Source organism: Streptomyces sp. NBC_00203 (assembly GCF_045206325.1).
Classification (GTDB): domain Bacteria; phylum Actinomycetota; class Actinomycetes; order Streptomycetales; family Streptomycetaceae; genus Streptomyces; species Streptomyces lutosisoli.
On sequence record NZ_CP108126.1, the window covers coordinates 9,370,060 to 9,394,361 of the forward strand.

The following is a 24,302-nucleotide window of genomic DNA, read 5'->3' on the forward strand; positions in this document are numbered from 1 at the left end:
GATTTCGGTGATCCGGGAGCGCTCTCACGAAGTGACTGGTGGCGCGGCTATCCTGACCCGCAACCGCCGATGAGGAGCCCCGAGGTGACCGAAACTGCGTCGCGCCCCACGCTGGAGGCCGTGGCCGCCCGGGCCGGAGTCTCCCGGGCCACTGCGTCGCGCGTCGTCAACGGCGGTGACGGGGTGCGCGAACCCCTTGTCGAGCGGGTCAGGCGGGCCGTCGAAGAGCTTGGTTATGTTCCCAACCAGGCTGCGCGCAGCCTGGTGACGCGGCGGCACGACGCCGTCGCCGTCGTGATCGCCGAACCGGAGACCAGGGTCTTCGCGGACCCCTTCTTCGCTCTCCAACTCAGGGGTATCAGCAAGGAGTTGACGGCACACGACTCGCAACTCGTGCTGCTGCTCACGGAGGGCCGCGACGACCATGTACGCGTGGGCCGCTATCTCGCCGGCGGCCATGTCGACGGCGCCCTCGTCTTCTCGCTGCACCTCGACGACCCGTTGCCCGGGCTGATCCACGGAGCGGGCGTGCCGACCGTGTTCGGCGGCCGGCCCGGCTGGGGCGACGGCGCCCGTAACTCCGTAACCACGGTGTATGTCGACTGCGACAACCGGGGCGGCGCCCGTGAGGCCGTACGTCACCTCGTCGGGCTCGGGCGTACGCGGATCGCGCACATCACCGGCGCCCTCGACCAGACGTCCGCGGTCGACCGGCTGGACGGGTTCCGGGACGTCATGGTCGACGGCGATCCGGCGCTCGTCGTCGAGGGTGACTTCACGCCCGCGGGCGGCGAGCGCGCGATGCGGGAGCTGCTGGAGCGCCGCCCCGACGTGGACGCGGTGTTCGCCGCGAACGATCTGTCGGCCTCGGGAGCCCTGCGCGTACTGCGCGAGCGGGGACGGCGCGTGCCCGACGACGTCGCCGTGATCGGGTTCGACGACATGCTGCCGATCGCCGAGCAGACGGACCCGCCCCTGACGTCGGTCCGTCAGGACATAGAGGAAATGGGCCGGTTGATGGCTCGGCTCCTGCTGCGCCGCCTCGACCGCGGGACCGGCGAGGAGAGCCTGGGAGGCGATCCCTCCAGTGTGGTGTTGCCGACGACGCTCGTACGAAGGGTCTCCGCCTGAGCCTCGGCGCTTCCCCTCGCTCAGTCCCGGTGTGGCCCCAAGTTCCCCAGGACGTCGCCAAGTTGGGCCGCCGTGAGCGAGGGCTCGGGAAGCGGGGCGGCGGTCGGTGAGGCGCGCAGGCCGTCGAGGAGAAGGGCGAGCGCGCGGCGCCAGGCGTCCGGTGCCGTGGCCGTGAGCGCCGGGACGGCGCGGGAGAGCGCGGCCAGAGCGAAGAGGAGGTCCTCGGTGCTGAGGTCGTCGCGCACCGTGCCCTGTTCGCGGCCGCGGCGCAGGAGCGCGTCCACCGTCTCCCGGTTGTGGGCGTGCACGGCCTCCAGCGTGGCGACGCCTTCCAGCCGTGTGGTCATGAGGTCGATCGCACCGCGGTCGGCGGCCAGTCCGGTGAAGACCGCCTCCGTGTAGTCCACTAGCGCCGCCCAGGCGTCCTCTGCCGTCCGGGCCCGTTCACCGACCGCCATGGTCCCCGCCAGGGTGTCCCGGAAGACATCGTCGACGAGCGCGGCGCGGTTCGGGAAGTGCCGGTACAGCGTGGCGTTTCCCACGCCGGCCCGGCGGGCGATCACGTCCAGTGGCGCGTCAAGCCCCAGTTCCGCGAACACCTCGCGGGCCGCCTCGACCAGCAGCTCGCGGTTGCGCCGGGCGTCGCGCCGCCGTGGTGCCGCCTCCGGCCCGTTCGCGCCGAGCGTCATGACCTCACCCTTCGGTAGTACCGGGGACCATTCCCCGGTACCGATGCTATCGTCGCCCCGGGAAGTGGGGAGCACTCCCCATTTGAACGGAAGGGTGGACCGATGGCGGACACGGCGCTGGTGCTTGGTGGGGGCGGGGCGGTCGGCGGGGCGTGGATGGCCGGAGTGCTCGGCGGACTCGCCGAGGCCGGTCTCGATGTGGCCGCGGCCGATGTCGTGATCGGCACCTCCGCGGGCGCGATCTTCGGCACCCGGCTCGCCTCCGGTGTCACCGCCGCCGAGTTGTACGAGGACCAGCTCGCCGGGGCTGACCCCATTGGTCTCACCGTCACCCTGGGGCAGACGGCTCGCTACCTGTGGGCCGCACTCGGCTCGCGGGACCCGAGGCGCTCTGTCCAGCGCCTCGGCCGAGCCGCGCTGGCGGCCCGAACCGCCCCCGAGTCGGAAGTCTTCGACGCCGTCGGCACCTTGCTCGGCGATGTACGGCAGTGGCCCGAGCGGGAGTTGCGGATCACGGCGGTCGACGCGCGAACCGGCAACCTTGAGGCGTTCGACGCGGGCTCGGGCGTGACCCTCCTCGAAGCGGTCGCCGCGAGCTGCGCGGTGCCCGTGGTCTGGCCGCCCGTCAGCGCCGCGGGCCGCCGCTGGATGGACGGCGGCAGCCGCTCGACCGGCAACCTCCACCTGGCTCGCGGCCACCGTCGTATCGTCGCGATCTCACCCATCCCCAAGGCGGTCGGCCCGCACCCGAGTGCCCCGCGGCAGGCCGCCGAACTGGCCGCGGACGGGGCCCGCGTCAGCCTCCTGACCCCGGACGGCACCGCCCGCCGTGCGATGGGCCGCAACATGGTGGACAACTCCCGCCGCCCGGCCGCTGCCCGCGCGGGCCACGCCCAGGCCACCGCCCTCGCGGAGTCCGTGGCCGAGGTGTGGCACGGCTGATGGCCTCAGGGGCCCCTGAGGCGTAGGCCATTGTTCGGGAAAGGGGCTAACCGGCGGGGAGTTGGCGTGCGTGCACTAGGCGCGTCCGCGTGACGTGTGCTCGCGCCCTCGTACCAGTCGGCCTGCGTCGACCCGTCGCCGTACACGGGAGTCGACGACGAATCGGTGGGGCCCGGCGCGTGAGGACCCCACCAATCCGGGCCTCAGCTCTGCTGCTGCGCGCTCTTGATCACCGCGAAGCGTGCCCCGTACGGGTCGGCGAGCTTCGCGATGCGGCCCACGCCCTCCATGTCCGTCGCGGGCATCCGGACGGTGCCGCCCAGCTCCTGGGCCTTGCTGACCACGGCGTCCGTGTCGCCGACCTCGAAGTACGGCAGCCAGTACGCGCCCGATTCGGCCTCGACCGGGTCGTCGGCCAGCGGGACGACGCCGCCGAACATGGCCTCCTCCTCCGTGCCCGCGGGGTTGATGCAGGTGTAGGTCCCGCCCGGGAACGGCATCGCCGAGGTGTTCCAGCCGAAGACCGAGTCGTAGAACGCGGCGGCCGCGGCGATGTCCGCGGTGTACAGCTCGACCCAGCACAGCGAGCCGGCGTCCCCCGCCACGTCCAGGCCCTTGGTGCGGGCCGGCTGCCAGATGCCGAAGGGCACGCCCGCCTCGTCGGCCAGGATCGCCATGTGGCCCTCGCCCATCACATCCATGGGCTGCATGAGCACGGCGCCCTTGGCGTGCTCCGCCGCCTTGGCCGTGGCCTCGGCGTCAGGGCTCTGGAAGTACACGGTCCAGGAGGGCGGGCCCTGCTCAGGAGTGGTCTGCATGCCGCCGGCCACGGTCTTTCCGTCGAGCTGGAAGAATCCATAGCCTCCGGCGTCCGGTCCCGCCGACTGGAACTGCCAGCCGAAGAGGCCTCCGTAGAAGGAGATGGCGCCGTCGATGTCGGATGTGCCGACATCCAGCCAGTTCGGCGCGCCGGTGACAAAACGGGTGGTGAGCATCATTGCCCTCCTTTGAGGGGTCCCGTTGCCTGCACTGCCGAGTCTTGCACCGCCCACTGACAATCGCTGCCGGAGCGCGCGGGCGGAATGGGGCGACTGCCACGGTTACCCTGGGTGACCGTGAGAGTTCGCCTTGTTTTCACGCTCCCCGCGCGCCGCCGTGCGCTGTCCCCTTCGGCGGCGCCATCATCAGGGGCCGCCGGGCACTTCGGAACGCGCCGTTGATCGCGCGTTGATCGAACGTTTTTCGCCCCGAGGCACGATCTTGCCATGCACCTGGAAACGATCACTCCGTCCGACATCGCCTGGCAGCAGCAGGCGCTGTGCGCGCAGACGGGGGCCGACTTCTTCTTTCCCGAGCCGGGCAGCTCGGTGCGCGAGGCGAAGCGCATCTGCGGGATGTGCGAGATGCGCTCCGCGTGCCTCGAATACGCGCTGAGCAACGACGAGCGCTTCGGGGTCTGGGGCGGCCTCTCCGAGAAGGAGCGCCTCGGCCTCCGGCGCACTGACCACAACTGACCGGGTCCTTTCAGCCGTACGACACCAGCTACCCCCTCAGTCGTACGACACCGTGAACTGCCACGTCCCGGCCGGTATCTGTACGTCGTTCCCCGTCACCGCAAGCTGCCGTCCGCCCGCGGACGCCGACCGTACCGCGCCGAACCGGCACGGATAGACGAACCGCACCCGCTCCGGCGCCTGCGTGATGTCCACCGTCACCGTCCGCGCGACCGGATCGTGCGTGAGCCGGTATCCGAACGGCTCCCCGAAGAGCGTGGGCGCCGCGTCCACCGCGACCCTTTCGCCCGCCGCAACCCAGTGCGGGCGTACGCCCGGCGCGATGTACACATGCGGGTCGTGGTCCTCGTCGGCCTCGAAGAAGAGGATGTCGCGGATCAGCAGCAGATACTCGGCGGCTGCCCAGCCGTGCGGCATGTCGCCCATGTACCAGTGCCGGTAGGGGACTTCGGCGAAGTCCGAGGCGATGGGGAAGGCGTGCTGCTCGTTCCACGCGCCCAGCGCGGCGGGCCGCCCCGCTGTCTCCGGGAAGCCCGCGCCGACCACCCAGCCGAGCAGCTCGTCCATCCGGGCCGGGTCACCGGCGAGCAGATAGGCGTGCGCCAACTGGAGGGTGAGATACGGTCCGTACGCGTTCCAGGCCGCCTCGTGGCGGTAGCCGCCGGTCACGAAGTGGGCATACATCGTGTCGAGCGTGAAGCGTGCCGCGCGGTCCACGTCGTCGCCCAGCTTGCTGCCCATGTGCAGGCGCAGCGGATGGAAGTACGCCGCCGCGCCGATCAGTGTCGAGTCGAGCCGTCCGATGTCGTCGGGGCCGGTCGGAATGTACGTCTCCCACGCGCCGCGCGAGCGCTGCTCGCCCAGCACCCAGCGGATCGCGTCGCCGGTGGCCCGCTTCAAGTCGTCGAAGGCGCCCCAGAGTTCCGGCACTTCGGGCGCGCCGATCCGCTCGGCGAGGCGGGCCGCCTCATAGAGCCCGGCCAGCGCCCAGAAGTCGTCCCAGAAGTGCCGCTTGTCGCGTTCGCCGAGGTGTTCGGCGCTCCAGCCCTGGTGCAACAGCCCATATCCGTCACGGTTGTCACGGATCCAGCGGGCGGCATCGCGCACGTACGGCACATACAGCTTCGCCCCGAAGGCCGCGGCGGCCCCGCTCGTCCGGTCGAAGCGGCCGATCGCCCACAATGCCTGGCCGTTGCTGTCCCACTCGTGGTCGTCCTTCTCGTGCGGGCCGCCGTAGAAGCCGTACTCGGCGCAGGGCCCGACGCGCCCGCCGCCCAGGTTGAACTTCAGCGGATAGTGCGTGCCCAACTGGGTTTCCGCCAGGGCGGAGTCGCCGACGAGAGAGCACGCCGTAGCCTCCACCGACGAGTCGCGGATCCAGAACGAGTCGTACACCGTCGGGCCCGGATGGATCTCACCCCCGTCGGAGAGGATCAGCAGCTGCGAGCGCGCCTGCCGGAAGAGGTCGGTCAGATGACCTACCGGGCGCGGAAGTTGGGGTTGCAGGCCTTGGCCGAGAAGCTTGGCCGTCCAGAAGTCCCGGTTGGCCAACTCCAGTTCGGCCACCGGGGTCGCCCGCAGCTCCGCCAGATCGGCCGGCCCGCTGAACAGGTCCACGGGCAGCCGTACGTCGATCTCGAAGACCTCGTCCTCCGCGACCCGGAACGGCCAGCCGAACACCGCGCTGCACAACCCGGCCACCTGGTCCTGCGCCTCCACCGCGCCGTTCAGCTTCCCGCCCGTCACGAGGTCGTGGAACGGGCTGTGCGAGACATACGCGTCCGGGTCGAACGAGAAGTCCGGATTGCCGTACACCCCGTACTGGTCGGGCGCGGTGTCGAAGACCGGCCCCCAGCCCGAGTTGGTCTCCACGCGCTGTTCGTCCGGCAGATGGCGCAGATACGTGAGGCGGCGGTCGGTGATCTGCCGGCCGTTGCGGTCGTGCCGCTGGAAGCCGCTCGGCCCGGCCGGCATCAGCGCCGCGCAGAGCAGCCCCTCGCGCGGCTGCCCGGTCGGGCTGCCCACGGTCACCCGGGTGACGACGAGGTCGCGCCGGCGCGGGCCCACCGGCGTGGCGAACGTCCGCTGCACGAACTCCACGCCCTCCGGCGTACGGAACGTGGTCAGCACGACCGGCAGATGCGGTGCCTCCATACGCTGCTCGACGCTTCCGGTGTCCGGCAGTTGGGGCAGCCGCAGTGCGCCCGTCGCCGGGTCGTACAGGAAGAACGAGAGACAGTACTTGTCGTAGACCGGCTCGATCTCGCCCGCCTGCCCGATCAGGGACTCCTGACGATGGTCCTTGACGCCGACCATGTTCCAGTAGCGGTACAGGGCATTGGAGGCGAAGGCCGCCTCCTTCGAGTCGTACGTACCGGCGTCGAAGTCGTCGCTCCAGCGCCGAAAGGCCTGCTGAGCCCACCAGGGCACGGGATACGGGACCTGCGCCCGCCCCGCCCAACTGCGCCACATGACCTCGTAGAACATCCACTCATGGGTCTGGGCCATGGTGTTCACCCCCTGAGGGCACCGTTGCACCGCGGAGGCGGGCCGTAAATCGGTACGGCGGGTCAGTGTGCGTGCGGTTAAGATCCGGGAGCGCATCCGGGCGTAGCGCAGAGGCAGGCGCACCTGCATGGCATGCAGGAAACGCCGGTTCGAATCCGGCCGCCCGGACCCGCGCGCCGGTCCTGTAGAGCAGAGGCAGACTCGCCGCCTTGCTCAGGCGGATACGCCGGTTCGAATCCGGCCGGGACCACTTCAGAGCACAGCCGGGGCGGGGACACATGAGTGAGGGTGGCGGGATCACGGAGGACGAGCTGGCGGCCTTCCACCGTGCGGTCGGAAAGCTGCGGGCGCTGCCCGTGGACGACCCGGTGCGGCTGCGGGCCGAGCAGGTCGCCGCGTCCTTCGCGCGCGACGGGCGGGTGCGCAGGCGCAAGGTGCGCGGCGCCGAGCTGTCCGCCGCCGACGCGGCCGCCATGGCCGCGACCGCGACGGGCGCGCTCGACCGGCGGGAGGACGCGCCGCTGGCCCACCACCCGGCTACGGCCGGTGCGGGAGGCGTCTTCAGCAAGCCGCGCACCTGCTACGTCTGCAAGACGTCCTATCGACAGGTCGACTCCTTCTATCACCGGCTGTGCCCGGACTGCGCCGCCGACAACACCGCCCGGCGCGCCCTCGCCACCGACCTCAGCGGCCGCCGTGCGCTGCTCACCGGGGGCAGGGTCAAGATCGGCTTCCAGCTGGCCCTGATGATGCTGCGCGACGGCGCCGAACTGCTGGTCACCAGCCGTTTCCCGCACGACACCGTGCGCCGCTTCCGGGCCGAGCCGGGGAGCGGGAAGTGGCTGGACCGGCTGACGGTACTGGCCGTCGACCTGCGTGATCCACGGCAGGTCCTCGGGCTGTGCGAGCAGTTGCGGCAGGAGGGCGAGCCGCTCGACATCCTGGTGAACAACGCCGCGCAGACGGTGCGACGGCCCCCGGAGTCGTACGCGTTGCTGACCGCGGGGGAGTACGCCGGGCTGCCCGAGGGAGCCCGGCAGGCACCGGGGTTCACGCCGATGCGCGCGCTGGAGGGAGGCCCCTCGGCGCTGCCCGTCGTACTGCGCGAGGCCGACGAGGCGGGCCTGCTGCCCGACCCCTCCCCGGACAACTCCTGGTCGGCCCGGCTCGGCGCACTCGACCCGGCCGAGGTGCTGGAGACCCAACTGGTCAACGCGCTCGCCCCGGCGCTGCTCTGCGACCGGCTGCTTCCGCTGCTCCTCGCCTCGCCGCACCCGCGCCGCTATGTCGTCAACGTGACGGCCGTCGAGGGCCGCTTCGCCGTCCGCAACAAGATGGCCGGCCATCCGCACACCAATATGGCCAAGGCCGCCCTCAACATGCTCACCCGCACGAGCGCCGCCGAACTGGCGCAGCAGGGCGTGCACATGTGCGCCGTCGACACCGGCTGGATCACCGACGAGAACCCCGCTCCGAAGAAGGAGCGGATGGCGGGTGCGGGGTTCCGTACGCCCCTGGACATCGTGGACGGGGCGGCCCGGGTGTACGACCCGATCGTGCGCGGTGAGGCGGGCGAGCCCCTGTCCGGCGTGTTCCTCAAGGACTACCGGGAGGCGGAGTGGTGAGCGAGCCGGAGCCGGAGCCCGAGCCGGAGCCGGAGCCGGAGCCCGAGCCTGAGACCGAGCCGGCGTCCGGGGCGAAGTTCGCGGGCGTGCCGCCGGTCGTGCCCCGTCCGGTGGCCGAACTGGCGCCGTTGCTCGACTGGTTGCGCGGTGGCCGTCCGGCCGGGGAGCGGCTGGACTTCACGGCGGGTACGGCGCTGCCCGACGGCCGGCTCGACCTGTGCAAGCAGGGGATCGGGGCGCAGGGTGCCGCGCTGGTCGCCGAGGCGCTGTCCGAACGGTCCGAAGGGCCGTCCCCCGTACGGCATCTGCTGCTCGGCACCGACGGGCTCGGCGACGAGGGCGCCGCCGCCGTGTCAGCGGGCGCGGACGTCGAGACGCTCTATCTCGGCTGCAACGGCATCACCGCGGGCGGCGCCTGCCGCATCGCCGACAACCTGCGAGCCTCGCCACGCGTCGTCACCGGGGTGTGGCTCAAGCGCAACCCGCTCGGCAGCGCAGGAGGGCAGGCTGCCGCCGAACTCATCGAAGCCGCACGGTCGTTGCGCACCCTCGACCTCGTCCAGACCGGGCTCGACGCGGCGGGCACGGTCGTCCTCGCCGACGCCCTCCTCGCCGCGGCGGAGAACGGGCGCCGCATCGAGCGGCTGTTCATCGGCGGCAACCCGTTGGGCGCGGACGGCGCCGTACCCCTCGCGGCGCTGATCGTCGCGGGCGCGATCGACGAACTCTATGTGTCGGCGGCGCGGTTGGGCGACGGGGGCGCGCTCCGGCTCGCCGCCGCGCTGGAACGGGCGCCGCACGGACGGCTCGCCCGGCTCTCCGTCGCCAGCAACGGCATCGGGCCGGGAGCCGCCGCCCGACTGGTGACGGCGGCGACCGCGGCCGGGGTCACGCTGCTCGACCTGGGGCGCGTACGGGCGGCTGCCGTCCTCGGAGCGGCCGACAACCGTGTCGACCTCACGGCCGCCGAGGCGATCGCGGACGCCCTCGCGAGCGCCGAACACCGCCTCACCCATCTCGTCCTCACCCACACCGGCATGCGCAGCCGCGAGGCCCACCGCCTCCTCGACACCGCACCGAGCGCCGTCACGGCCACCCGCTTCGTCCTCGGACAAGGCATCGCGACCAGCGTCAAGCGGCGCCTGGAAGCGCTGAGCGCGCACGTCCCGATGCCGTCGGTCCCGGCCGACGTCGCCGCCGTACGCAGCGTGCACCGCACGGCGCCCCCGGACGGCGACGACGACCGGTGATCAGCGCCGCATGCCCATGAATATCTCCGTCCAGAACCGCTGCTGCTCCTGCGTCGCCCCCACCAGATACGTCGCCCGCAGTTTCGGCGGCAGCAGCGGCACAAGGCGGGCCACCACCTTCCGATGCTTCTTCAACTGGGACAGCTCGGCGTTGGCAAGGACCTGGTGCACCACATCGCTGTCATTGGCACCCTCGTCGGAGTGCTCCGCCGCGCGCCGCAGCCGGGCCTCCCAGGCGTCCGCCTCGCGCGCGAGCTCGCGCAGACCGGTCACCGGGCGTCCGCTCAGGCGGTCGACGAGCGCCGTCAGCGGCACCGGGGCGTACTCGCCGTCGCCGAGATAGACCGTGGCCATCTCCAGCGGCAGCCCGCGCCGGTGCAGCTTGATGAGGCGCTCCAGGGTCCGCTTGGTGATCCAGGCGCGGCCGTCGTCGTCGATGTCGTGCTTCCACCACTCCAGAACGGTCTCGGCGTCCGAGCCGTACCGCGCGAGCAGCCACTCATTGGCGGGGATGTCCTCGGGCTCGACCGTCAGCGAGGCCGTGAAACGGGTCGCCTGAGCGATGTTGTTCCGCGAGACCAGGAGCTTGCGGCCCAGGTGGTACGGCGGATTCTGTACGGCTATCTGCGCCCGCAGGTTCTCGATCCGGCGCCCCGCCAGCGACCACTCCTGGGTGATCTCCATCAGCTTGGCGAAGGCGGCCTTGTCCTTGGGGCGGTTGTACTCGTCCCAGACGATCGCCTTCGGCTCGGGCCCCGTGAAGCCCGCCGCGAGCAGGTTGTCGAGCGTGCCGTCCGCCGACGGGATCGGCGCGCACAGGTCCTCGACATTGGTCACCGGCAGCGAGAAGTACAGCGGCTCCCGGCCCAGCCCCTCGCGCACCGTCTCCCGCACGAGCTCCGTCTTCCCGCAGCCCGGCGGGCCCTGCAGCAGCACCGTCCAGCGATTGCGCAGCGCGGCCCGCACGACCTGACGGACGGGATCGGGGATCGTCGACGGATTGGACACGCCCACGTGCTCGGCGATCCGGTCCAGGATCTCGGCCGTACGGTTCTGGCCGGGCTTTCCGTCCGGGCGGGGCTCGACGAGCCGCAGCCGCTCGCCGCCCACCAGCGGCAGGGCCCAGCGCAGCGGGAAGCCCTCCCGGGCGTTGGCCAGGACATGGTCCAGCGTGCGCGGCGACAGCCGTTCGCGGAGCGTGGGGCTGAGGGACGCCCACAGGGAGAACACCGGATCCAGGTCCCATTCGCGGTACTTGGCCGCGAGATGGCGCCGCCACGAGGTGTCGTTCGCGGTGATCCGCATCGTGACCATGCGGTCCAGGAGTGCCAGGTCGCTGCGCCGTGCCGAGGTCTCGGACAGCGACTCGTTGTCGGTGAGGAAGACACCGATGCAGCCCAGGGCGCGCAGATCGTGCTCGCCCAGCGTCCAGTTGCAGGCGATCTGCATCAGCTGCGACTGGATCGTCTCACCGGCCTGGAGCGAGTCGTCGATGAGCAGCACGAACGGCGTGCCGGGCTTCAGCTGGCTCATCACCAGCTGGCGCAGCACGAGTTCGCCGGTGCGCGGGTCCCGTACCGGCGCGTTGACCAGCAGGTCGTCCGGGGTGAGGTTCGCCGCGGGCACGTAGACCAGCGTGGCGCCGGGGTGGGCGCGCGCCACATGCGAGAAGAACGTCGCCGTCTTGCCGATGCCGTGCTCGCCGAAGATCTGGCCCGTCTGCCCCATGTCGATCATCGCGTCGATGAACGACTCGAGGCGGGAGGGCGCGGGCGCGGTGCGGTCGGGGTGGGTGGGGTTGGTGGCGGTAGTCATCCGTCCTGCCTGGTCCTGTGCTGAGGGGAGTTGCCCCAGTGGTCTGGTCACGTCGGGGCGGCCGGCGTGAACCGTGGCCGTGGTCACCCGAGGGCAGCTAGTGCGATCCGGTGCTCACGCGATGGCAGTCCATCGCCGGTATGTGGCTGTCGGGCCACGCATGGCCGCCCTCGGTGATCAGCCAGATCCATTTGTCGGGCTCGGCGGGCGTGATCGGCGGGGCGTATCCGTCGGTCAGCATCACCACGGCGTCCGGACTCACCTCGCAGCGGCGGCCGTTCACCTCCGTACGCCCCTCCACGTAGTCCGCGACGGCCTGGAAGCTCGTGCCGCCTCCGCCGTAGACCCGGCCGCCCGGCTCGAAAGGCATCACCACGGCATCGAAGGACAGCCAGTGCGCCTCGACCCCGTCGATCCGTCCGACGAGGTCGGTGAGCCAGTCGACCACCCGGGCGGGCATGGAGCCCGAGGTGTCGTACGCGATGACGAGGACCTTGTCGCGCACCGGGCCGCGCCGCGAGAGCATCGGGTCCTGGCCCAGCGCCGCGAGCAGCGCACCCCGCTTCTTCGGGTACACCAGCCGCTCGCCGTCACGCAGTTTCGAACCGAGCACGTCGACCAGCCAGCGCTGCCACCAGTCGACCGTCCGCGTCCGCGCGGTCTCGCCGCGCAGCTCACCGGCGCCCAGCTGCCCCCAGATCTTCGCGGCCCGCGCCGAAGCGTCCTCGGTGCGGCCCATCAGGTCCAGCAGCTCCTGCTCGGCGCCCGCGTGCCCGCGGCGGGCCGCGAGCAGCGCGTTGAGCAGCGCGGAGGAGGAGACCTCGTCGACGGTCTCCTGGTCGGCGGGCACGTCGGACGTCAGATGCACACACAGCCGTCCGGCGGGAACCGGGGGCTTCCTCATCCTCTTCAGCTCGCCGTAGACCGTCATGTCGGTCCGGGTGAACTCGTCGTACACGACCGGCTCAAGACCCTGCGCGAGCAGGTCCTCCCGGTACGCTTCGTGGACCTTGCGCGGATCGATGCCCGTCGGGCGGCCGTCCAGCAGGGGGAGGCCGTCCCTGCCGAGCCGCACCAGCGCCACATGGTTGATGGACACCTCCGTGGCCACCTCGAAGACCGGGTCCGCGCGCAGCTCCGGGTCGGCGAACAGATGCCGCTGCACCAGATGCCGGGCCTCGTGGAACAGCACGAACTTCACGCCGTCCAGGCCGAGTCGTACGAAAAAGCCCGGGTTGTAGAGCAGCAGACAGGAACCGTCGCCGGAGGCCACCACGGCCGCCGTGTCCACCGCTGTCGTCGCCAGCTGGTGGTGGCACTTCGCGTACAGCCAGGAGGCCACCGCCGACTCCGTCAGTCCGAAGTCCAGCAGCGCGGCCTCCTTGAGCCGTCGCGCCTGCTCGACGACCTCCGCGTCGGCCGGCCGGAACCGCTCCAGCGCCCTGCGGTCCGCCAGATCGACGACAGGCCGTCGCCCCCGCTCTCCGTACGCCATGCCCGCCCCCGTGTCCGATCTCCCCCATTGCCTCTTTGGTACCAGGCCGCACTGACATCGGGCCAAGGCATTACCCTCTGCGCCAAGGGCGGGGCCGTAGCGCAGAGGCAGGCGCACCGGTCTCCAAAACCAGAACACGCTGGTTCGAATCCAGCCGCCCCGCCCCCCCACTGCAAGGAAGGTACCGGTCAGGCGATCGCTCCCGCGGTGATCACCAGCTCCGGAACGCTCCCTTGGAACGTCCCGATCAGCTGGGCGAGCACCGCCCAGGCGTCCTCACGGTCTCCCAAATGGTCCCGTACGAGCGGCCGTAGCGCGTCCTCGGCCTCCTGGACGCGCGTCGGGAAAAGGGGCCGCCCCAGGGACAGCACCTGCAGCACCTTGCTCGCGGGGCTCCATGCGGTGGCGTACTGGGCGGGCCCCTCGATGACGCCCGCCTGCCGCACCCGATGGGCGAACTTCGCGTGCGAGCCCAACTGGGCGCGCAGCGATGGCGGGCAGTCGGGGCGCACGGACAGCGCCCACCGCGCATAGCCGGGCAGCGGACGCTCCCGGTCCGCATCGGTGACCGCCTGCCAGCCGGGGCGCCCGAGAACCATGGACGCGGCCGACCTGGCGGGTCCCATGGAGGTGGACGCCCGCAGCGCGCCGATGAGTCCGTACTGGGTGAAGTGCCCGGGTACCGGGGGCTCCTGGTCCCGGGCCAGCGGCTTCGCCACCCGTACGGCACGGGTGCGGCCGGGACCGTGCGGCACGCCGCGCACGATGGCGCGGCGCATCGCGTCGTCCGCCGACACGTGCCGCCACACGATGGCGTTCAGCTCCGGATCGTCCTCCTCCAGGACCCACAGCAGCACGGAGGACGGCACGGCCGTCTGCGTCCACCAGGAGAACAGCTTGCGTTGCGTGTCCAACGACTCCTCGGTCGCGGGCTGTTGCAGCCCGATCCGCCGGCGTGCCCGCTCGGCGTCGTCGGCCTCGACCAGGTCCAGCAGGAAGCCGACCGCCCGCGATGACGTGCTGTTCTCGTACATGGCCGCATGATGCCGCAGGTGCGCGCCGGACCGCACCGCGAAATCGGTACGCCGGACGGCCCCCGGGCAGGCACAATCCCCGCATGGCCCGCACCCCGCGGCAGGATGCCGACAGTCTGCTGAACGCCCTCGATCCGCTTCCGTACCCGCAGCGCATGCGCGAACTCGCCCTGCGGGTGAGGGAGATGGTGCCGCTCCGGCCGGTGCTGGAGGAGCTCGAAGCGCGCGGACCCCATGAACGCGGGATCGCGGTCGTCGCGGCGTCCGTCGGCCGGGACGCCGAGTGGATCGCGGACCGCGTCGCCGACCCGGACGCCTTCGTGCGTGGCCACGCCCTGCGCGTCGCCGGAAGCCTCCAAGTGCCCGACTCCGCCTACGAGTCGGCCCTCGGCGACGCCTCCGAGGCGGTTCGCAGAGAGCTGCTGCGCGCCATCGTCGCGGGACGGCGCACCGCACTCGCCGACCGGCTCGTGGACGGGCTGCGGCGCGACTGGGGCGACGCGGAGGCGGCCCGGCTGCTCCCCGGGTGCACGGCGGAGACGGTCGGCGGACTGCTTCCCGGACTCTTCCACGCGGTGACCGGCTGGAAGACCCTCGCCAAGCGGCATCCCGGCCTCCTTCTCGACGTCGCCGAACGGGAGTTGACGGCGCTGCCCGAGGCGATGCATGCCACCTGGTGGAGCCGGTACGCGCCGGGTGTGGCCGCCACGGTCGCGGCTCAGCCGCTGCGCGTGCTCGACCTGCTCGAACGCTTCGGGCCCGCCACCCTTCCCTACCAACTCCGTGAGCGCTTGGCGGAGTTCGCGGCAGCCGACCCGAGCCGGCTGCTGAGACTACTGCTCACGCCGACCGGATTCGCCGCACGCCGCAGCCGGTCCCTGGGTCCTGCGGTGCTGCGCAGGCTGGCCCGCTCCGATGCGCCCGAACTCGCCGCGTACGGGAGGGCCTTGGCCGACTGGGGCGATCTCGCACCGTTCGTGAAGGCGCTGCCTCCGGCGCGACGCCACGCCTTCTACCGGGCAGCGCAGGAAGGCCGCGGAGTCGGACACGTCGCCATCGACGCGGTCATGCTCGAAGTGCTGCCGCGCAGTTGTGTCGCCGAGGAGGCCCGCCGCATGGCCGCCGTCGCGCGTGAGAGCGGCGCCCAGTGGAACTCCCTGCTGCTCGCCGATTCCTTCCTGCCCGTCGCCGAGGTACGCGACCGGCTGGTCGAGGCCACCCGCCGCCCGGCCGCCGAAGACCGCGCCGAGGCCTGGCCGTTGCTCATCCGCAACGCCGCCCGCTCCGGCGACCCGGCCGCCGTCACCTCCGTACTGCGGGAGATGGGGCGGCTGCGCAACGAACAGGACCCGGTGCGCTCGGCCGCGCTCGGCGCGCTGTCCGGGGTGCGGCCGGCGCTGTTCACCGAGGACGCCGAGCCGCACCTCGACCGGATCGCCGTGGACGCCGTCGAGGCCCGCGACTCCTCGCCCGCCACCCGGCAGAACCTCAGCAGGCTCGCCGTGTCCGTCCTGCGCGAGCACGCGGCAAGACGGCGACGGGAGTTGGTGAACTGGGCGCTGCGCACCCTGGTCCGGATCTCCGGCAACACCGGCGGCGCCGACCTCGGCCGGCTCGACGCGAGGCTGCGCCGCGGCCAGGAACACCAGGTGTACGAGGCCCTGCGCCCCTGGGTCGAGGCGGGCGCCGAGAAGGCCGACTACAGCCTCGCGTTCGCGCTCGCCCGCGCGGTGGGTCGCCGCGCCGCCGGTATGCCCGAGCTCCAGGAACTGCTGTGGCAGGCCATCCGATACGGCAACGACGTGACCGTGCGCTCCGCGGTTGAACTGTGGCTTGAGCCGCCCGCGACACGGGACGAGCGCGTGGCGCGCGTTCTCGCGCTCGAACCGTCCGCCGGTGCGCTGTGGCCCGTCCTCGGGATCGTCACCCGGCGCCGCACCGATCTGCTCGACCCGCTGCTCGCCGAGGCCCCGCCGTACGGGCGCTTTCTGACCAAGGGCACCCCCTGGACCGTACCGGTGGACCGCGATGTACGGCGCTGGGTTCCGCGCCAACACCTCGCGGTGGCCCGGCAGTTGACGGCGGAGGCCGAGGACGCCGGGCTGCCGCTTTACCAGAGGGCCGCGGCCGTCGCGCGGGGCGCGCTGGTCCCGGGCAGCGGCGCCGATCTCGTACGCCGGTGGACGGATTCGCCGGACGTGGTGCTCGCCGAGGCGGCCCTCGCCGCGCTCGCCCGCACCGACCGGCCCGCCGACGCGCTGCCCGAGCTGCTGGCGCACGCGGGCGGGGAGCGGGCGCGGGTCGCCGTGTACGCGGCCACGCAGGCGTCCCGGTACGCGGCGCCGTCGCGCCTCGCCGAGCAGCTGCGCGCCGTGCTGTTCGCGTCCCGGGCCAAGGTGACCAGCCGCAAGGAGGCCGCCCGGCTCGCCGCCGTACGGCTTCCGATGCCGCGGGCGGCGGCGCTGCTGACCGAGGCGTACGCGGCGCCCGGCGCCCACCTCGACGTCCGCGCCGCCATCGTGGCCTTCGCGGGCGGCCTGCTCGCCGAGGAACCGGTCTGGGACCTGCTGCGCGCCGCCGCCGGCGCCGAACCGGTGCTCCGCACCGCGGTCCTGCGTGTCACCCCGCTGGACCTGCCCGAGCCGCACCGCGAGCGGTACGCCCGGCTGATCCGCGACGTCTCCTCAACCGATGACGCGGAGACGGCGACCCTCGCCTTCGACGCCCTGGCCCGCTGGGCGCCCTGGTCCCCGGACGCCCCGACGGTCCTCGCCGACGCCGTCACCGATCTGACGGGACGCACGAGCTGGCGGGCGGCGGCGGGCGGTCTGGTGACCGCGGCGGCGGGTTCACCACGGGGTGGCCTGGGGCTGGAGCAGGCGCTGAGGACCTTGGCCGAGGTGGAGACGGAGACCGGCACCGCGGCGGAGGCCGATGCCGATGCGGACGAGCGGCGGGACCGGCCGGCCCGGCAGCGCGTCGACCACCTCGTCGCACGCCTCGCCCAGCAGGCCAGGACGGTCCCGGGACCCATCCGTCCCGCGGCTCTCGCCGCCGGTGAGCTGCTCGCCGGGTACGACGCCTTCGTACCGCAGGCGGCCGCGATCACGGCGTACCACCTGGACCTGGACGCCGAGCCGGGGCGGCTGGAGCGGCTGGCCGCCCTCACCGAGGGCCGGCCCGCGCTCGCCGCCCGGACGGCCGGGGAGCTCGGGGAGCGGCTGCGGCGGCAGGCGCACGAGGGGGATCCCGAGGCACTGCTCGTCGCGGTACGGAGGCTGACCGCGCACGGTGGGCACGGCGAGGGGCTGCTCGCGGCGGCCGTCACCGGGGCGATCGGCAGCCGTACCGGCTGGGCAGCGCCTTGGCGGCAGCAGCTGAGAGCACTGCGCCGCCACCCGGTGGCCGACGTGCGGGACGCGGCGCTGGACCAGGTGACGGCGCAGGAGTGAGGTGACCCGGAGCGGGGGCCGAGGGCGTCAGCCGGCGGCGCGTGCCGCCATGCGGGCCTTGCGGGCGGCGAGCTTCTCGTCGAACTTGGAGGCCTCCGCGTCCAGACCGCCCATGAAGAAGCCGAGCTCCTCCTGGGCCTGCAGGCCCTCGGGGCCGAGGCCGTCGATCTCCAGGACCTTGAGGTGGCGCAGCACCGGCTGGAGCACGTCGTCGTGGTGGATGCGCATGTTGTAGACCTCGCCGATGGCCATCTGCGCGGCGGCGCGCTCGAAGCCGGGCATGCCGTGACCGGGCATCCGGAAGTTGACGATGACGTCACGCACGGCCTGCATGGTCAGGTCGGGGGCGAGCTCGAACGCGGCCTTGAGCAGGTTGCGGTAGAAGACCATGTGCAGGTTCTCGTCGGTCGCGATGCGCGCCAGCATGCGGTCGCAGACGGGGTCGCCCGACTGGTGGCCGGTGTTGCGGTGCGAGACGCGGGTCGCGAGCTCCTGGAAGGCGACGTACGCGACCGAGTGGAGCATCGAGTGGCGGTTGTCCGACTCGAAGCCCTCGCTCATGTGCTGCATGCGGAAGGCTTCGAGCTTGTCGGGGTCCACGGCGCGCGAGGCGAGCAGGTAGTCGCGCATCACGATGCCGTGCCGGCCCTCTTCCGCGGTCCAGCGGTGCACCCACGTGCCCCAGGCGCCGTCACGGCCGAAGAGCGAGGCGATCTCGTGGTGGTAGCTGGGCAGGTTGTCCTCGGTGAGGAGGTTGACGACCAGCGCGATCCGGCCGAGTTCGGTGACCTTGGACTGCTCCTTGCCCCAGGCCTCGCCGTCCTCGAACAAGCCGGGGAAGTTACGGGCGTCGCTCCACGGCACGTACTCGTGGGGCATCCAGTCCTTGGCCACCTTCAGGTGGCGGTTGAGCTCGGTCTCGACCACTTCTTCCAGCGCGTACAGCAGTCGAGCGTCGGTCCAGGCGGCGGACGGGCTGCCGAGGTGGGGAGAAGTGATCGTCACGGGTGCTCCAGGGGGACGTGTACAACAAGCGAGGACGCAACCTACGGCATCGTAGGCTACGTATCCGTAGGTTACGAAACCGTAGGTTAAGTGTGCTGTAAAGCCCCCCTGGTCAGCGGGGGTCTCCACGGGAGATCACGCACTCTCGGAGGCCCGCCGGCAGGGCCCTGGAAGCCCAGGTCCCAGCACCGAGCACCCGACGGACGTCCGGATCACCCGTTCAGACGTACAGCTCCCGGAGCCGGACCGAGAGACATGTCACACAGCCTTCGAGTTTCTCGAACTCACTGATGTCCACGAGAACCGGCTCGTGGCTGAGGTCCGCGAGCAGCTCCGCCGTCTTCGGGGCGCTCTCGGCCATCAGAAGTTTTCCTCCGCCCAGGAGCACGACGTGCGCCCCGGACTCCTCAGGCACCGCCAGGAAGCGCGGGAACAGCGACGGCGTGTCGACCAGAGGCTCGTGGCCGATAACCGTCCCGTCGGGCAGCGCGGTGACCGCCGACTTCAGATGCAGCACCTTGCTCACGGGTACGGCGACGACCCGCGCCCCGAGCGGTTCGAAGGCCGCCCGCAGCTGCTGGACCCCGGCCGCGTTGGTGCGCCCGCCGCGGCCCACGTACACCGTGTCGCCGACCTTCAGGATGTCACCGCCGTCGAGGGTGCCCGGCTCCCAGATCCAGTTCACCGAGCAGCCCAGCCGGGCCACGGCCTCCTCGACCCCGGCGGTCTCGCCGCGCCGGGACTCGGCGCCGGGGCGGGAGATCAGGGCGACATTGCGGAAGACGACCACGGTGTCCTCGACGAACACCGAGTCCGGACAGTCATCGGCGGGGTCCACCTCGACGGTCTCCCAGCCGTGCGTACGCAGTGCCTCCGCGTACGCCTCCCACTGCTCGACCGCCAGGTCGACGTCCACCTTCGCGCGCTCGATGTGCGTCACCAGCCCTTCGGCGAGGCGGGGGCTGGGACGGCGTATCAGGGCTTTCTGGCTGGGCACGGATGGATCTCCGAATCGGCAGGGGGCGTCGGCGGACATCATGCAGCGCGGGTCCGCGCGCACGAAAGCCCCCGGCTCGACGCCGGGCAGCCCCCGAATCAGACGCTAGGCGTCCCCCAGGCCCAGCGCTATGAGGGATACCCGACAGCTTCCGGCGTGATTTCTTTCAGTTCTCCTCCTTCCAGCAGCAGCCACCGCGTGATTCCGATCGACTCCAGGAAGGGCACGTCGTGGCTGGCGACGATCAGTGCCCCCTCGTAGGAGTCCAAGGCCGTCGTGAGCTGCCGGACGCTCGCCATGTCGAGGTTGTTCGTCGGCTCGTCGAGCATCAGGAGCTGCGGCGCGGGCTCGGCCAGCAGCAGCGCCGCGAGCGCCGCCCGGAAGCGTTCGCCGCCGGAGAGCGTCGCCGCGCGCTGATCGGCCTTCGCCCCCTTGAACAGGAAGCGGGCCAGCCGCGCCCGGATCCGGTTGTTGGTGGCGGCCGGCGCGTACCGGGCCACGTTCTCGGCGACCGTCCGCTCGTCGTCGAGCACGTCGAGCCGCTGCGGCAGGAAACGCAACGGCACATGGGCCCGCGCATCGCCGGACACCGCGTCCAGCTCCCCGTGGATCGTCCGCAGCAACGTGGTCTTGCCCGCGCCATTGCGCCCGATCAGCGCGATCCGCTCGGGCCCGCGCAGCTCGAACACGCCGTCCACGCGCGCGCCGTACCGCAACTCCAGCTTCTCCAGAGTGAGTACGGTGCGGCCCGGCGGCACGGCCGTGTACGGCAGGTCGACGCGGATCTCGTCGTCGTCCCGTACGGCCTCCTCCGCGTCGTCCAGACGTCCCTTCGCCTCGGCGAGCCTCTCCTCGTGCATGATGCGGTGCTTGCCCGCGGATTCCTGGGCCGCGCGTTTGCGCGCCCCCATGACGATCTTCGGCTCACGCTTCTGCTCGAACATCTTCTGGCCGTACCGCCTGCGCCGGGCCAACTTGACCTGTGCGTCGACCAGTTCGCGCTTCTGCTTCTTCAGATCGGCCTCGGCGACGCGCACCATGCGCTCCGCCGCCTCCTGCTCGCCGGCGAGCGCCTCCTCGTACGCGGAGAAGTTGCCGCCGTACCAGGTGACCTCTCCGGAGCGCAGATCCGCGATCTGGTCGACCAGATCAAGGAGTTCGCGGTCGTGGCTGACCACGACCATGACCCCGGACCAGGCCTCGACGGCCGCGTAGAGCCGCCGCCGTGCGTACAGGTCGAGGTTGTTGGTGGGTTCGTCCAGCAGCAGTACGTCGGGTCGGCGCAGCAGGAGCGCGGCCAGGCGGAGCAGCACCGACTCGCCGCCGGAGACCTCACCGATGGTGCGGTCCAACTCGATGTGCCCGAGCCCGAGTTCGCCGAGCGTCGCCAGCGCCCGCTCCTCGACGTCCCAGTCGTCGCCGACGAGGTCGAAGTGCTCCTCGGCCACGTCGCCCGCCTCGATGGCGTGCAGCGCGGCGCGGGCGGCGGCGATGCCGAGCGCCTCGTCGACGCGCAGACCGGTGTCGAGGGTGACGTTCTGCGGCAGGTAACCGACCTCGCCCGCGACCCGGACCGTGCCGTCGACCGGGGTGAGTTCCCCGGCGATCAGCTTCAACAGGGTGGACTTTCCTGATCCGTTGATGCCGACGAGCCCGGTCCTGGCGGGACCGAAGGAGACCTGGAGGCCCTCGAAGACGGCGGTGCCGTCCGGCCAGGTGAAGGAGAGGTCGGTACAGGTGATGGAGGTGGGAAAGGTTGACATGAAGGCCTCGCGGTTGCTGGATGCGGTCAGGGGCACGCGTTCGGGACACCGCGAGGTGACGACGATCCAGTCAGGAGGGCAGCAAGAAGGCCCCGCACCGGAGGACGGCTCATACGCCGAGGTCGCACGCTGCGCACACAAAGGCCAGAAAGCACTGGCTGTGTGTGACGCGGTGTCTCAGACCTCAGACGAGCAACGTCCTTCTCCAATCGACGGCAACAGGACCGCTATACACCGTAGGAACGGCCCTGGACCCTGTCAAAGGATTAACGCCCGCCGCCCGCGTTCCTCCCTCACGTACATGTCGATTTCCTGCCAGCCCCCCGCCCCGCTCCATGCTTGGCTCACCCTCATGACGAACCCCGATTCCCTCCGCGTGAACCCCGATTCCCCGCGCGAAACCGCTCTCGCCTTCCGTGCCCTGCACGTGCCCGGACGTCCGCTCGTCCTGCCGAACGCGTGGGACGCGGCCAGTGCCCGGATCGTCGAAGGGGCGGGCGCGGCCGCGGTGGCGACGACCAGTGCGGGGCTCGCGTGGGGGCTGGGTACGGCGGACGGGGACCGGCTCGACAGGGACGCGGCTCTCGGCGCGGTGGGGCGGATCGTCGCCGCGGTGCGGGTGCCCGTCAGCGCGGACATCGAGAGTGGTTACGCGGAGGACGTGCAGGGCGTCGCGGACACGGTCCGTGCGGTGCTCGCGGCGGGTGCCGTGGGCGTGAACATCGAGGACGCGCTCTATGGCGACGAGGGCGGTGGCGCGCCGCTGCGGCCGGTCGCCGAGCAGGCGGAGCGCATTGCGGCGGCCCGCGCGGCCGCCGACACGGCCGGGGTGCCGCTGTACATCAACGCCCGCATCGACACGTATCTGCGCGGCGCGGGCAAGATCGAGGAGACCCTGGAGCGGGCGGCCGCCTTCCTGGCCGCCGGAGCCGACGGTGTCTTCGTCCCCGGGGCCGTCGATCCGGTGACCGTCAAGACACTCGTCGAGGGCATCGAGGGCCCGCTGAACGTACTGGTGGGCCCCGGCGCACCGTCCGTCGCCGAACTGGCCGCGCTCGGAGTGGCCCGGATCAGCGCGGGTTCGAGCATCGCGCAGGCCGCACACGCCCTGGTCCACCGTGCCGCGCGGGAGCTGCTGGACGCGGGGACCTACGGCTCGCTGACCGGCGGGCTCGACTACGGCGAGCTCAACACCCTGATGGGCAGGAGCAGCTGAGGCCGGGGCGCCGCTCAGCAGAGGCGCTCAGCACGTACCCCGCATGAGCTCCGCCAGATCGTGGTCCAGGTCCACCTGGAGGTGCTCCAGACCGACGGGCACCAGGTCCGTCGTGCGCTGCAGGAAGCGTCGCACCTCGCCCGAGCGCACATGCACCACGGCGGTGCCCTCGGGGGCGTGGAACTCCAGGACGGTGCGGTCGTAGCCGTACGGCCGCACCCGGACGTCGCCCCAGCCCACGGCATCCTCCAGCCCGGACGTGAGCAGCTCGCGCGCGAAGGTCCAGCACACGTCGACGCCCTCCAGCGTGGCCGGGGCCGGGAAGGTCATACGGACGGCGAAGGGATCGCTCCGGTCGTAGTGGAGCGTTGCGGGAATGCTCGGCATCCGCGGCGCGGCGGCGACGAGGCGGGCCTCTACGGGCTGCTCGATGACGGTGGACAACGCCTTGCTCCCTTGTGACGGCTGGACGAACTCCGGGCGGATGAGGCCGGTCACATGAAGAGACGAAGAAATGAGCCACCGCGTGCACCTGAGACCCGAGTGACCTCTGTCACCGAGTCCCTTCCCTGGGGTGATCCCTGTAGTGATCCATTTCTCGTCCCGTGCTCTCCGGACATCCGAGAGGACACTCAGTCGATGCCCCGAGGTTCCCGGAGGACGCCATCTGGACGGCGCCGGGGGAGTGGGCTAGCTTCGCCCGCCATGAGGGGCTTGGGGAAGACGAGACGTACGAGTCGGATGGTCACCGTGGGACTGTGCGCGGCCGCGCTCGCCACCGCGCTGACGGCGGCATCACCCGCGCAGGCGCACGAGGCGGGGAAGGCGGCCCACTGGGAGCTCAAGGACAGCGGCACGGACGTACGGTTCCGCGGACTCTCGGCCGTCAGCCGGGACACGGCCTGGGTGGCCGGCTCCAAGGGCACCGTGCTGCGCACCACCGACGGCGGCGCGAACTGGCGGAACGTCTCGCCGCCCGGGGCGGCGGACCTGGAATTCCGTGACATCGAGGCGTTCGACACGCGGCGCGCCGTGGTCCTCGCCATCGGCGAGGGCGAGGCCTCCCGTGTCTTCCGCACGGACGACGGCGGCGCCACCTGGACGGAGTCCTTCCGCAACACCGACGCGAAGGCCTTCTACGACTGCCTCACCTTCTTCGACCGGCGCCACGGACTGGCGATGAGCGACCCCGTGGACGGCAAGTTCCGCATCCTGTCGACCAGTGACGGCGGCCGCTCCTGGAAGGTGCTGCCCAGTGACGGGATGCCCGCCGCCCAGGACGGCGAGGCGGGCTTCGCGGCCAGCGGGCAGTGCCTGGCCAGCTCGGGGCCTCGTGACGTGTGGCTGGCAACCGGCGGGGGTGCACGCGCGCGCGTGCTGCACTCCTCGGACCGCGGACTGACGTGGACGGCCACCGACACGCCGATCCCGGCCGGCGACCCGGCGCGCGGCGTCTTCGCCGTCGCCTTCCGCGACCCCACCCACGGCCTCGCGGTCGGCGGCGACTACCGCGCCGACCAGGCCTCACCCCAGGCCGCGGCCCTCACCCCCGACGGCGGCCGCACCTGGACACCCTCCGCCCAGCCCCCGCCCGCCTACCGCTCCGGCGTCACCTGGCTCCCGCACAGCCGTACCGCCGCGCTCGCCGTCGGCCCCACCGGCACCGACCTGACGACGGACGGCGGCCGCACCTGGCGCACCCTCGACACCGGCTCGTACGACACCGTGGACTGCACCCCCGACCTGGGCTGCTGGGCCTCCGGCGAGAAGGGACGGGTGGCCCGCCTGGAGCGCTGACGGTGTTCCCGGTTCAGCGCACATCCGAGCATGATCGCGAACCTGCCCCTCGCCGATCGCCCCGCTCCG

Annotated in this window: 18 protein-coding genes and 3 tRNA genes; 11 read left to right on the forward strand and 10 right to left on the reverse strand. The window is 71.9% G+C overall.

The window, feature by feature from the left end; translation table 11 throughout:
- Positions 1–84 precede the first annotated feature (84 nt).
- The gene (locus OG975_RS41485) at positions 85–1,131 is read left to right on the forward strand and encodes a LacI family DNA-binding transcriptional regulator (protein ID WP_406334768.1); all 1,047 of its coding nucleotides are present in this window, start codon (positions 85–87) and stop codon (positions 1,129–1,131) included.
- Positions 1,132–1,151: 20 nt separating this feature from the next.
- Here the strand turns inward: OG975_RS41485 and OG975_RS41490 are convergent, their stop codons facing one another.
- Positions 1,152–1,820: a TetR/AcrR family transcriptional regulator gene (locus OG975_RS41490; RefSeq protein ID WP_406334769.1), complete on the reverse strand. Its 669-nt coding sequence runs from the start codon at positions 1,818–1,820 to the stop codon at positions 1,152–1,154.
- Positions 1,821–1,922: 102 nt separating this feature from the next.
- Between OG975_RS41490 and OG975_RS41495 the strand changes: the two genes are divergently transcribed.
- Positions 1,923–2,762 (forward strand): patatin-like phospholipase family protein, encoded by an 840-nt coding sequence (locus OG975_RS41495; protein ID WP_406334770.1) that lies wholly within the window; start codon positions 1,923–1,925, stop codon positions 2,760–2,762.
- 203 nt (positions 2,763–2,965) lie between these two features.
- Here the strand turns inward: OG975_RS41495 and OG975_RS41500 are convergent, their stop codons facing one another.
- Positions 2,966–3,757, reverse strand: a complete 792-nt coding sequence (locus OG975_RS41500) for a VOC family protein (RefSeq protein WP_406334771.1) — start codon at positions 3,755–3,757, stop codon at positions 2,966–2,968.
- Between the two features lie 270 nt (positions 3,758–4,027).
- Between OG975_RS41500 and OG975_RS41505 the strand changes: the two genes are divergently transcribed.
- Positions 4,028–4,276: a WhiB family transcriptional regulator gene (locus OG975_RS41505; protein ID WP_327433618.1), complete on the forward strand. Its 249-nt coding sequence runs from the start codon at positions 4,028–4,030 to the stop codon at positions 4,274–4,276.
- A 36-nt stretch (positions 4,277–4,312) separates the two neighbouring features.
- Here the strand turns inward: OG975_RS41505 and OG975_RS41510 are convergent, their stop codons facing one another.
- Entirely contained in the window at positions 4,313–6,784 is a 2,472-nt protein-coding gene (locus OG975_RS41510) for a hypothetical protein (RefSeq protein WP_406334772.1), read from the reverse strand.
- Positions 6,785–6,880: 96 nt separating this feature from the next.
- Between OG975_RS41510 and OG975_RS41515 the strand changes: the two genes are divergently transcribed.
- From OG975_RS41515 to OG975_RS41530, 4 genes are all read left to right on the forward strand, one after another.
- A tRNA-Ala gene (locus OG975_RS41515) sits at positions 6,881–6,952 on the forward strand.
- A gap of 10 nt (positions 6,953–6,962) precedes the next feature.
- Positions 6,963–7,034: transfer RNA gene (locus OG975_RS41520), tRNA-Ser, on the forward strand.
- A 28-nt stretch (positions 7,035–7,062) separates the two neighbouring features.
- Positions 7,063–8,409, forward strand: coding sequence for an SDR family NAD(P)-dependent oxidoreductase (locus OG975_RS41525; RefSeq protein WP_406334773.1), 1,347 nt, complete (start codon positions 7,063–7,065; stop codon positions 8,407–8,409).
- Entirely contained in the window at positions 8,406–9,659 is a 1,254-nt protein-coding gene (locus OG975_RS41530; RefSeq protein ID WP_406334774.1) for a ribonuclease inhibitor, read from the forward strand. The genes OG975_RS41525 and OG975_RS41530 overlap by 4 nt, the downstream gene beginning before the upstream one ends.
- Here the strand turns inward: OG975_RS41530 and OG975_RS41535 are convergent, their stop codons facing one another.
- Entirely contained in the window at positions 9,660–11,474 is a 1,815-nt protein-coding gene (locus OG975_RS41535) for an AAA family ATPase (RefSeq protein ID WP_406334775.1), read from the reverse strand.
- A 97-nt stretch (positions 11,475–11,571) separates the two neighbouring features.
- Entirely contained in the window at positions 11,572–12,969 is a 1,398-nt protein-coding gene (locus tag OG975_RS41540; protein WP_406334776.1) for a DUF2201 family putative metallopeptidase, read from the reverse strand.
- A gap of 90 nt (positions 12,970–13,059) precedes the next feature.
- Between OG975_RS41540 and OG975_RS41545 the strand changes: the two genes are divergently transcribed.
- A tRNA-Trp gene (locus OG975_RS41545) sits at positions 13,060–13,139 on the forward strand.
- 18 nt (positions 13,140–13,157) lie between these two features.
- On the opposite strand, the gene OG975_RS41550 is transcribed toward OG975_RS41545, so the two are convergent.
- Positions 13,158–14,003, reverse strand: a complete 846-nt coding sequence (locus OG975_RS41550; protein ID WP_406334777.1) for a hypothetical protein — start codon at positions 14,001–14,003, stop codon at positions 13,158–13,160.
- A gap of 83 nt (positions 14,004–14,086) precedes the next feature.
- On the opposite strand from OG975_RS41550, the gene OG975_RS41555 reads away from it, so the two are divergent.
- A complete protein-coding gene (locus tag OG975_RS41555; RefSeq protein ID WP_406334779.1) occupies positions 14,087–17,455 on the forward strand; it encodes a hypothetical protein in 3,369 nt (1,122 codons plus the stop codon).
- A 27-nt stretch (positions 17,456–17,482) separates the two neighbouring features.
- Here OG975_RS41555 and OG975_RS41560 read toward each other — a convergent pair whose 3' ends face one another.
- From OG975_RS41560 to OG975_RS41570, 3 genes are all read right to left on the reverse strand, one after another.
- Positions 17,483–18,460, reverse strand: a complete 978-nt coding sequence (locus tag OG975_RS41560; RefSeq protein ID WP_406334780.1) for an acyl-ACP desaturase — start codon at positions 18,458–18,460, stop codon at positions 17,483–17,485.
- A gap of 220 nt (positions 18,461–18,680) precedes the next feature.
- Positions 18,681–19,457, reverse strand: a complete 777-nt coding sequence (gene ddaH / locus OG975_RS41565; RefSeq protein WP_406334781.1) for a dimethylargininase — start codon at positions 19,455–19,457, stop codon at positions 18,681–18,683.
- 128 nt (positions 19,458–19,585) lie between these two features.
- Positions 19,586–21,220 carry an ABC-F family ATP-binding cassette domain-containing protein gene (locus OG975_RS41570; RefSeq protein ID WP_406334782.1) on the reverse strand — a complete coding sequence of 545 codons (1,635 nt, stop codon included), beginning with the start codon at positions 21,218–21,220 and terminating at the stop codon, positions 19,586–19,588.
- A gap of 352 nt (positions 21,221–21,572) precedes the next feature.
- On the opposite strand from OG975_RS41570, the gene OG975_RS41575 reads away from it, so the two are divergent.
- Positions 21,573–22,436: an isocitrate lyase/phosphoenolpyruvate mutase family protein gene (locus tag OG975_RS41575; protein ID WP_406334783.1), complete on the forward strand. Its 864-nt coding sequence runs from the start codon at positions 21,573–21,575 to the stop codon at positions 22,434–22,436.
- A gap of 27 nt (positions 22,437–22,463) precedes the next feature.
- Here OG975_RS41575 and OG975_RS41580 read toward each other — a convergent pair whose 3' ends face one another.
- Positions 22,464–22,880, reverse strand: a complete 417-nt coding sequence (locus tag OG975_RS41580; protein WP_406336700.1) for an SsgA family sporulation/cell division regulator — start codon at positions 22,878–22,880, stop codon at positions 22,464–22,466.
- Positions 22,881–23,177: 297 nt separating this feature from the next.
- Between OG975_RS41580 and OG975_RS41585 the strand changes: the two genes are divergently transcribed.
- Positions 23,178–24,233 carry a WD40/YVTN/BNR-like repeat-containing protein gene (locus OG975_RS41585; RefSeq protein WP_406334784.1) on the forward strand — a complete coding sequence of 352 codons (1,056 nt, stop codon included), beginning with the start codon at positions 23,178–23,180 and terminating at the stop codon, positions 24,231–24,233.
- The last annotated feature ends 69 nt before the right edge of the window (positions 24,234–24,302 follow it).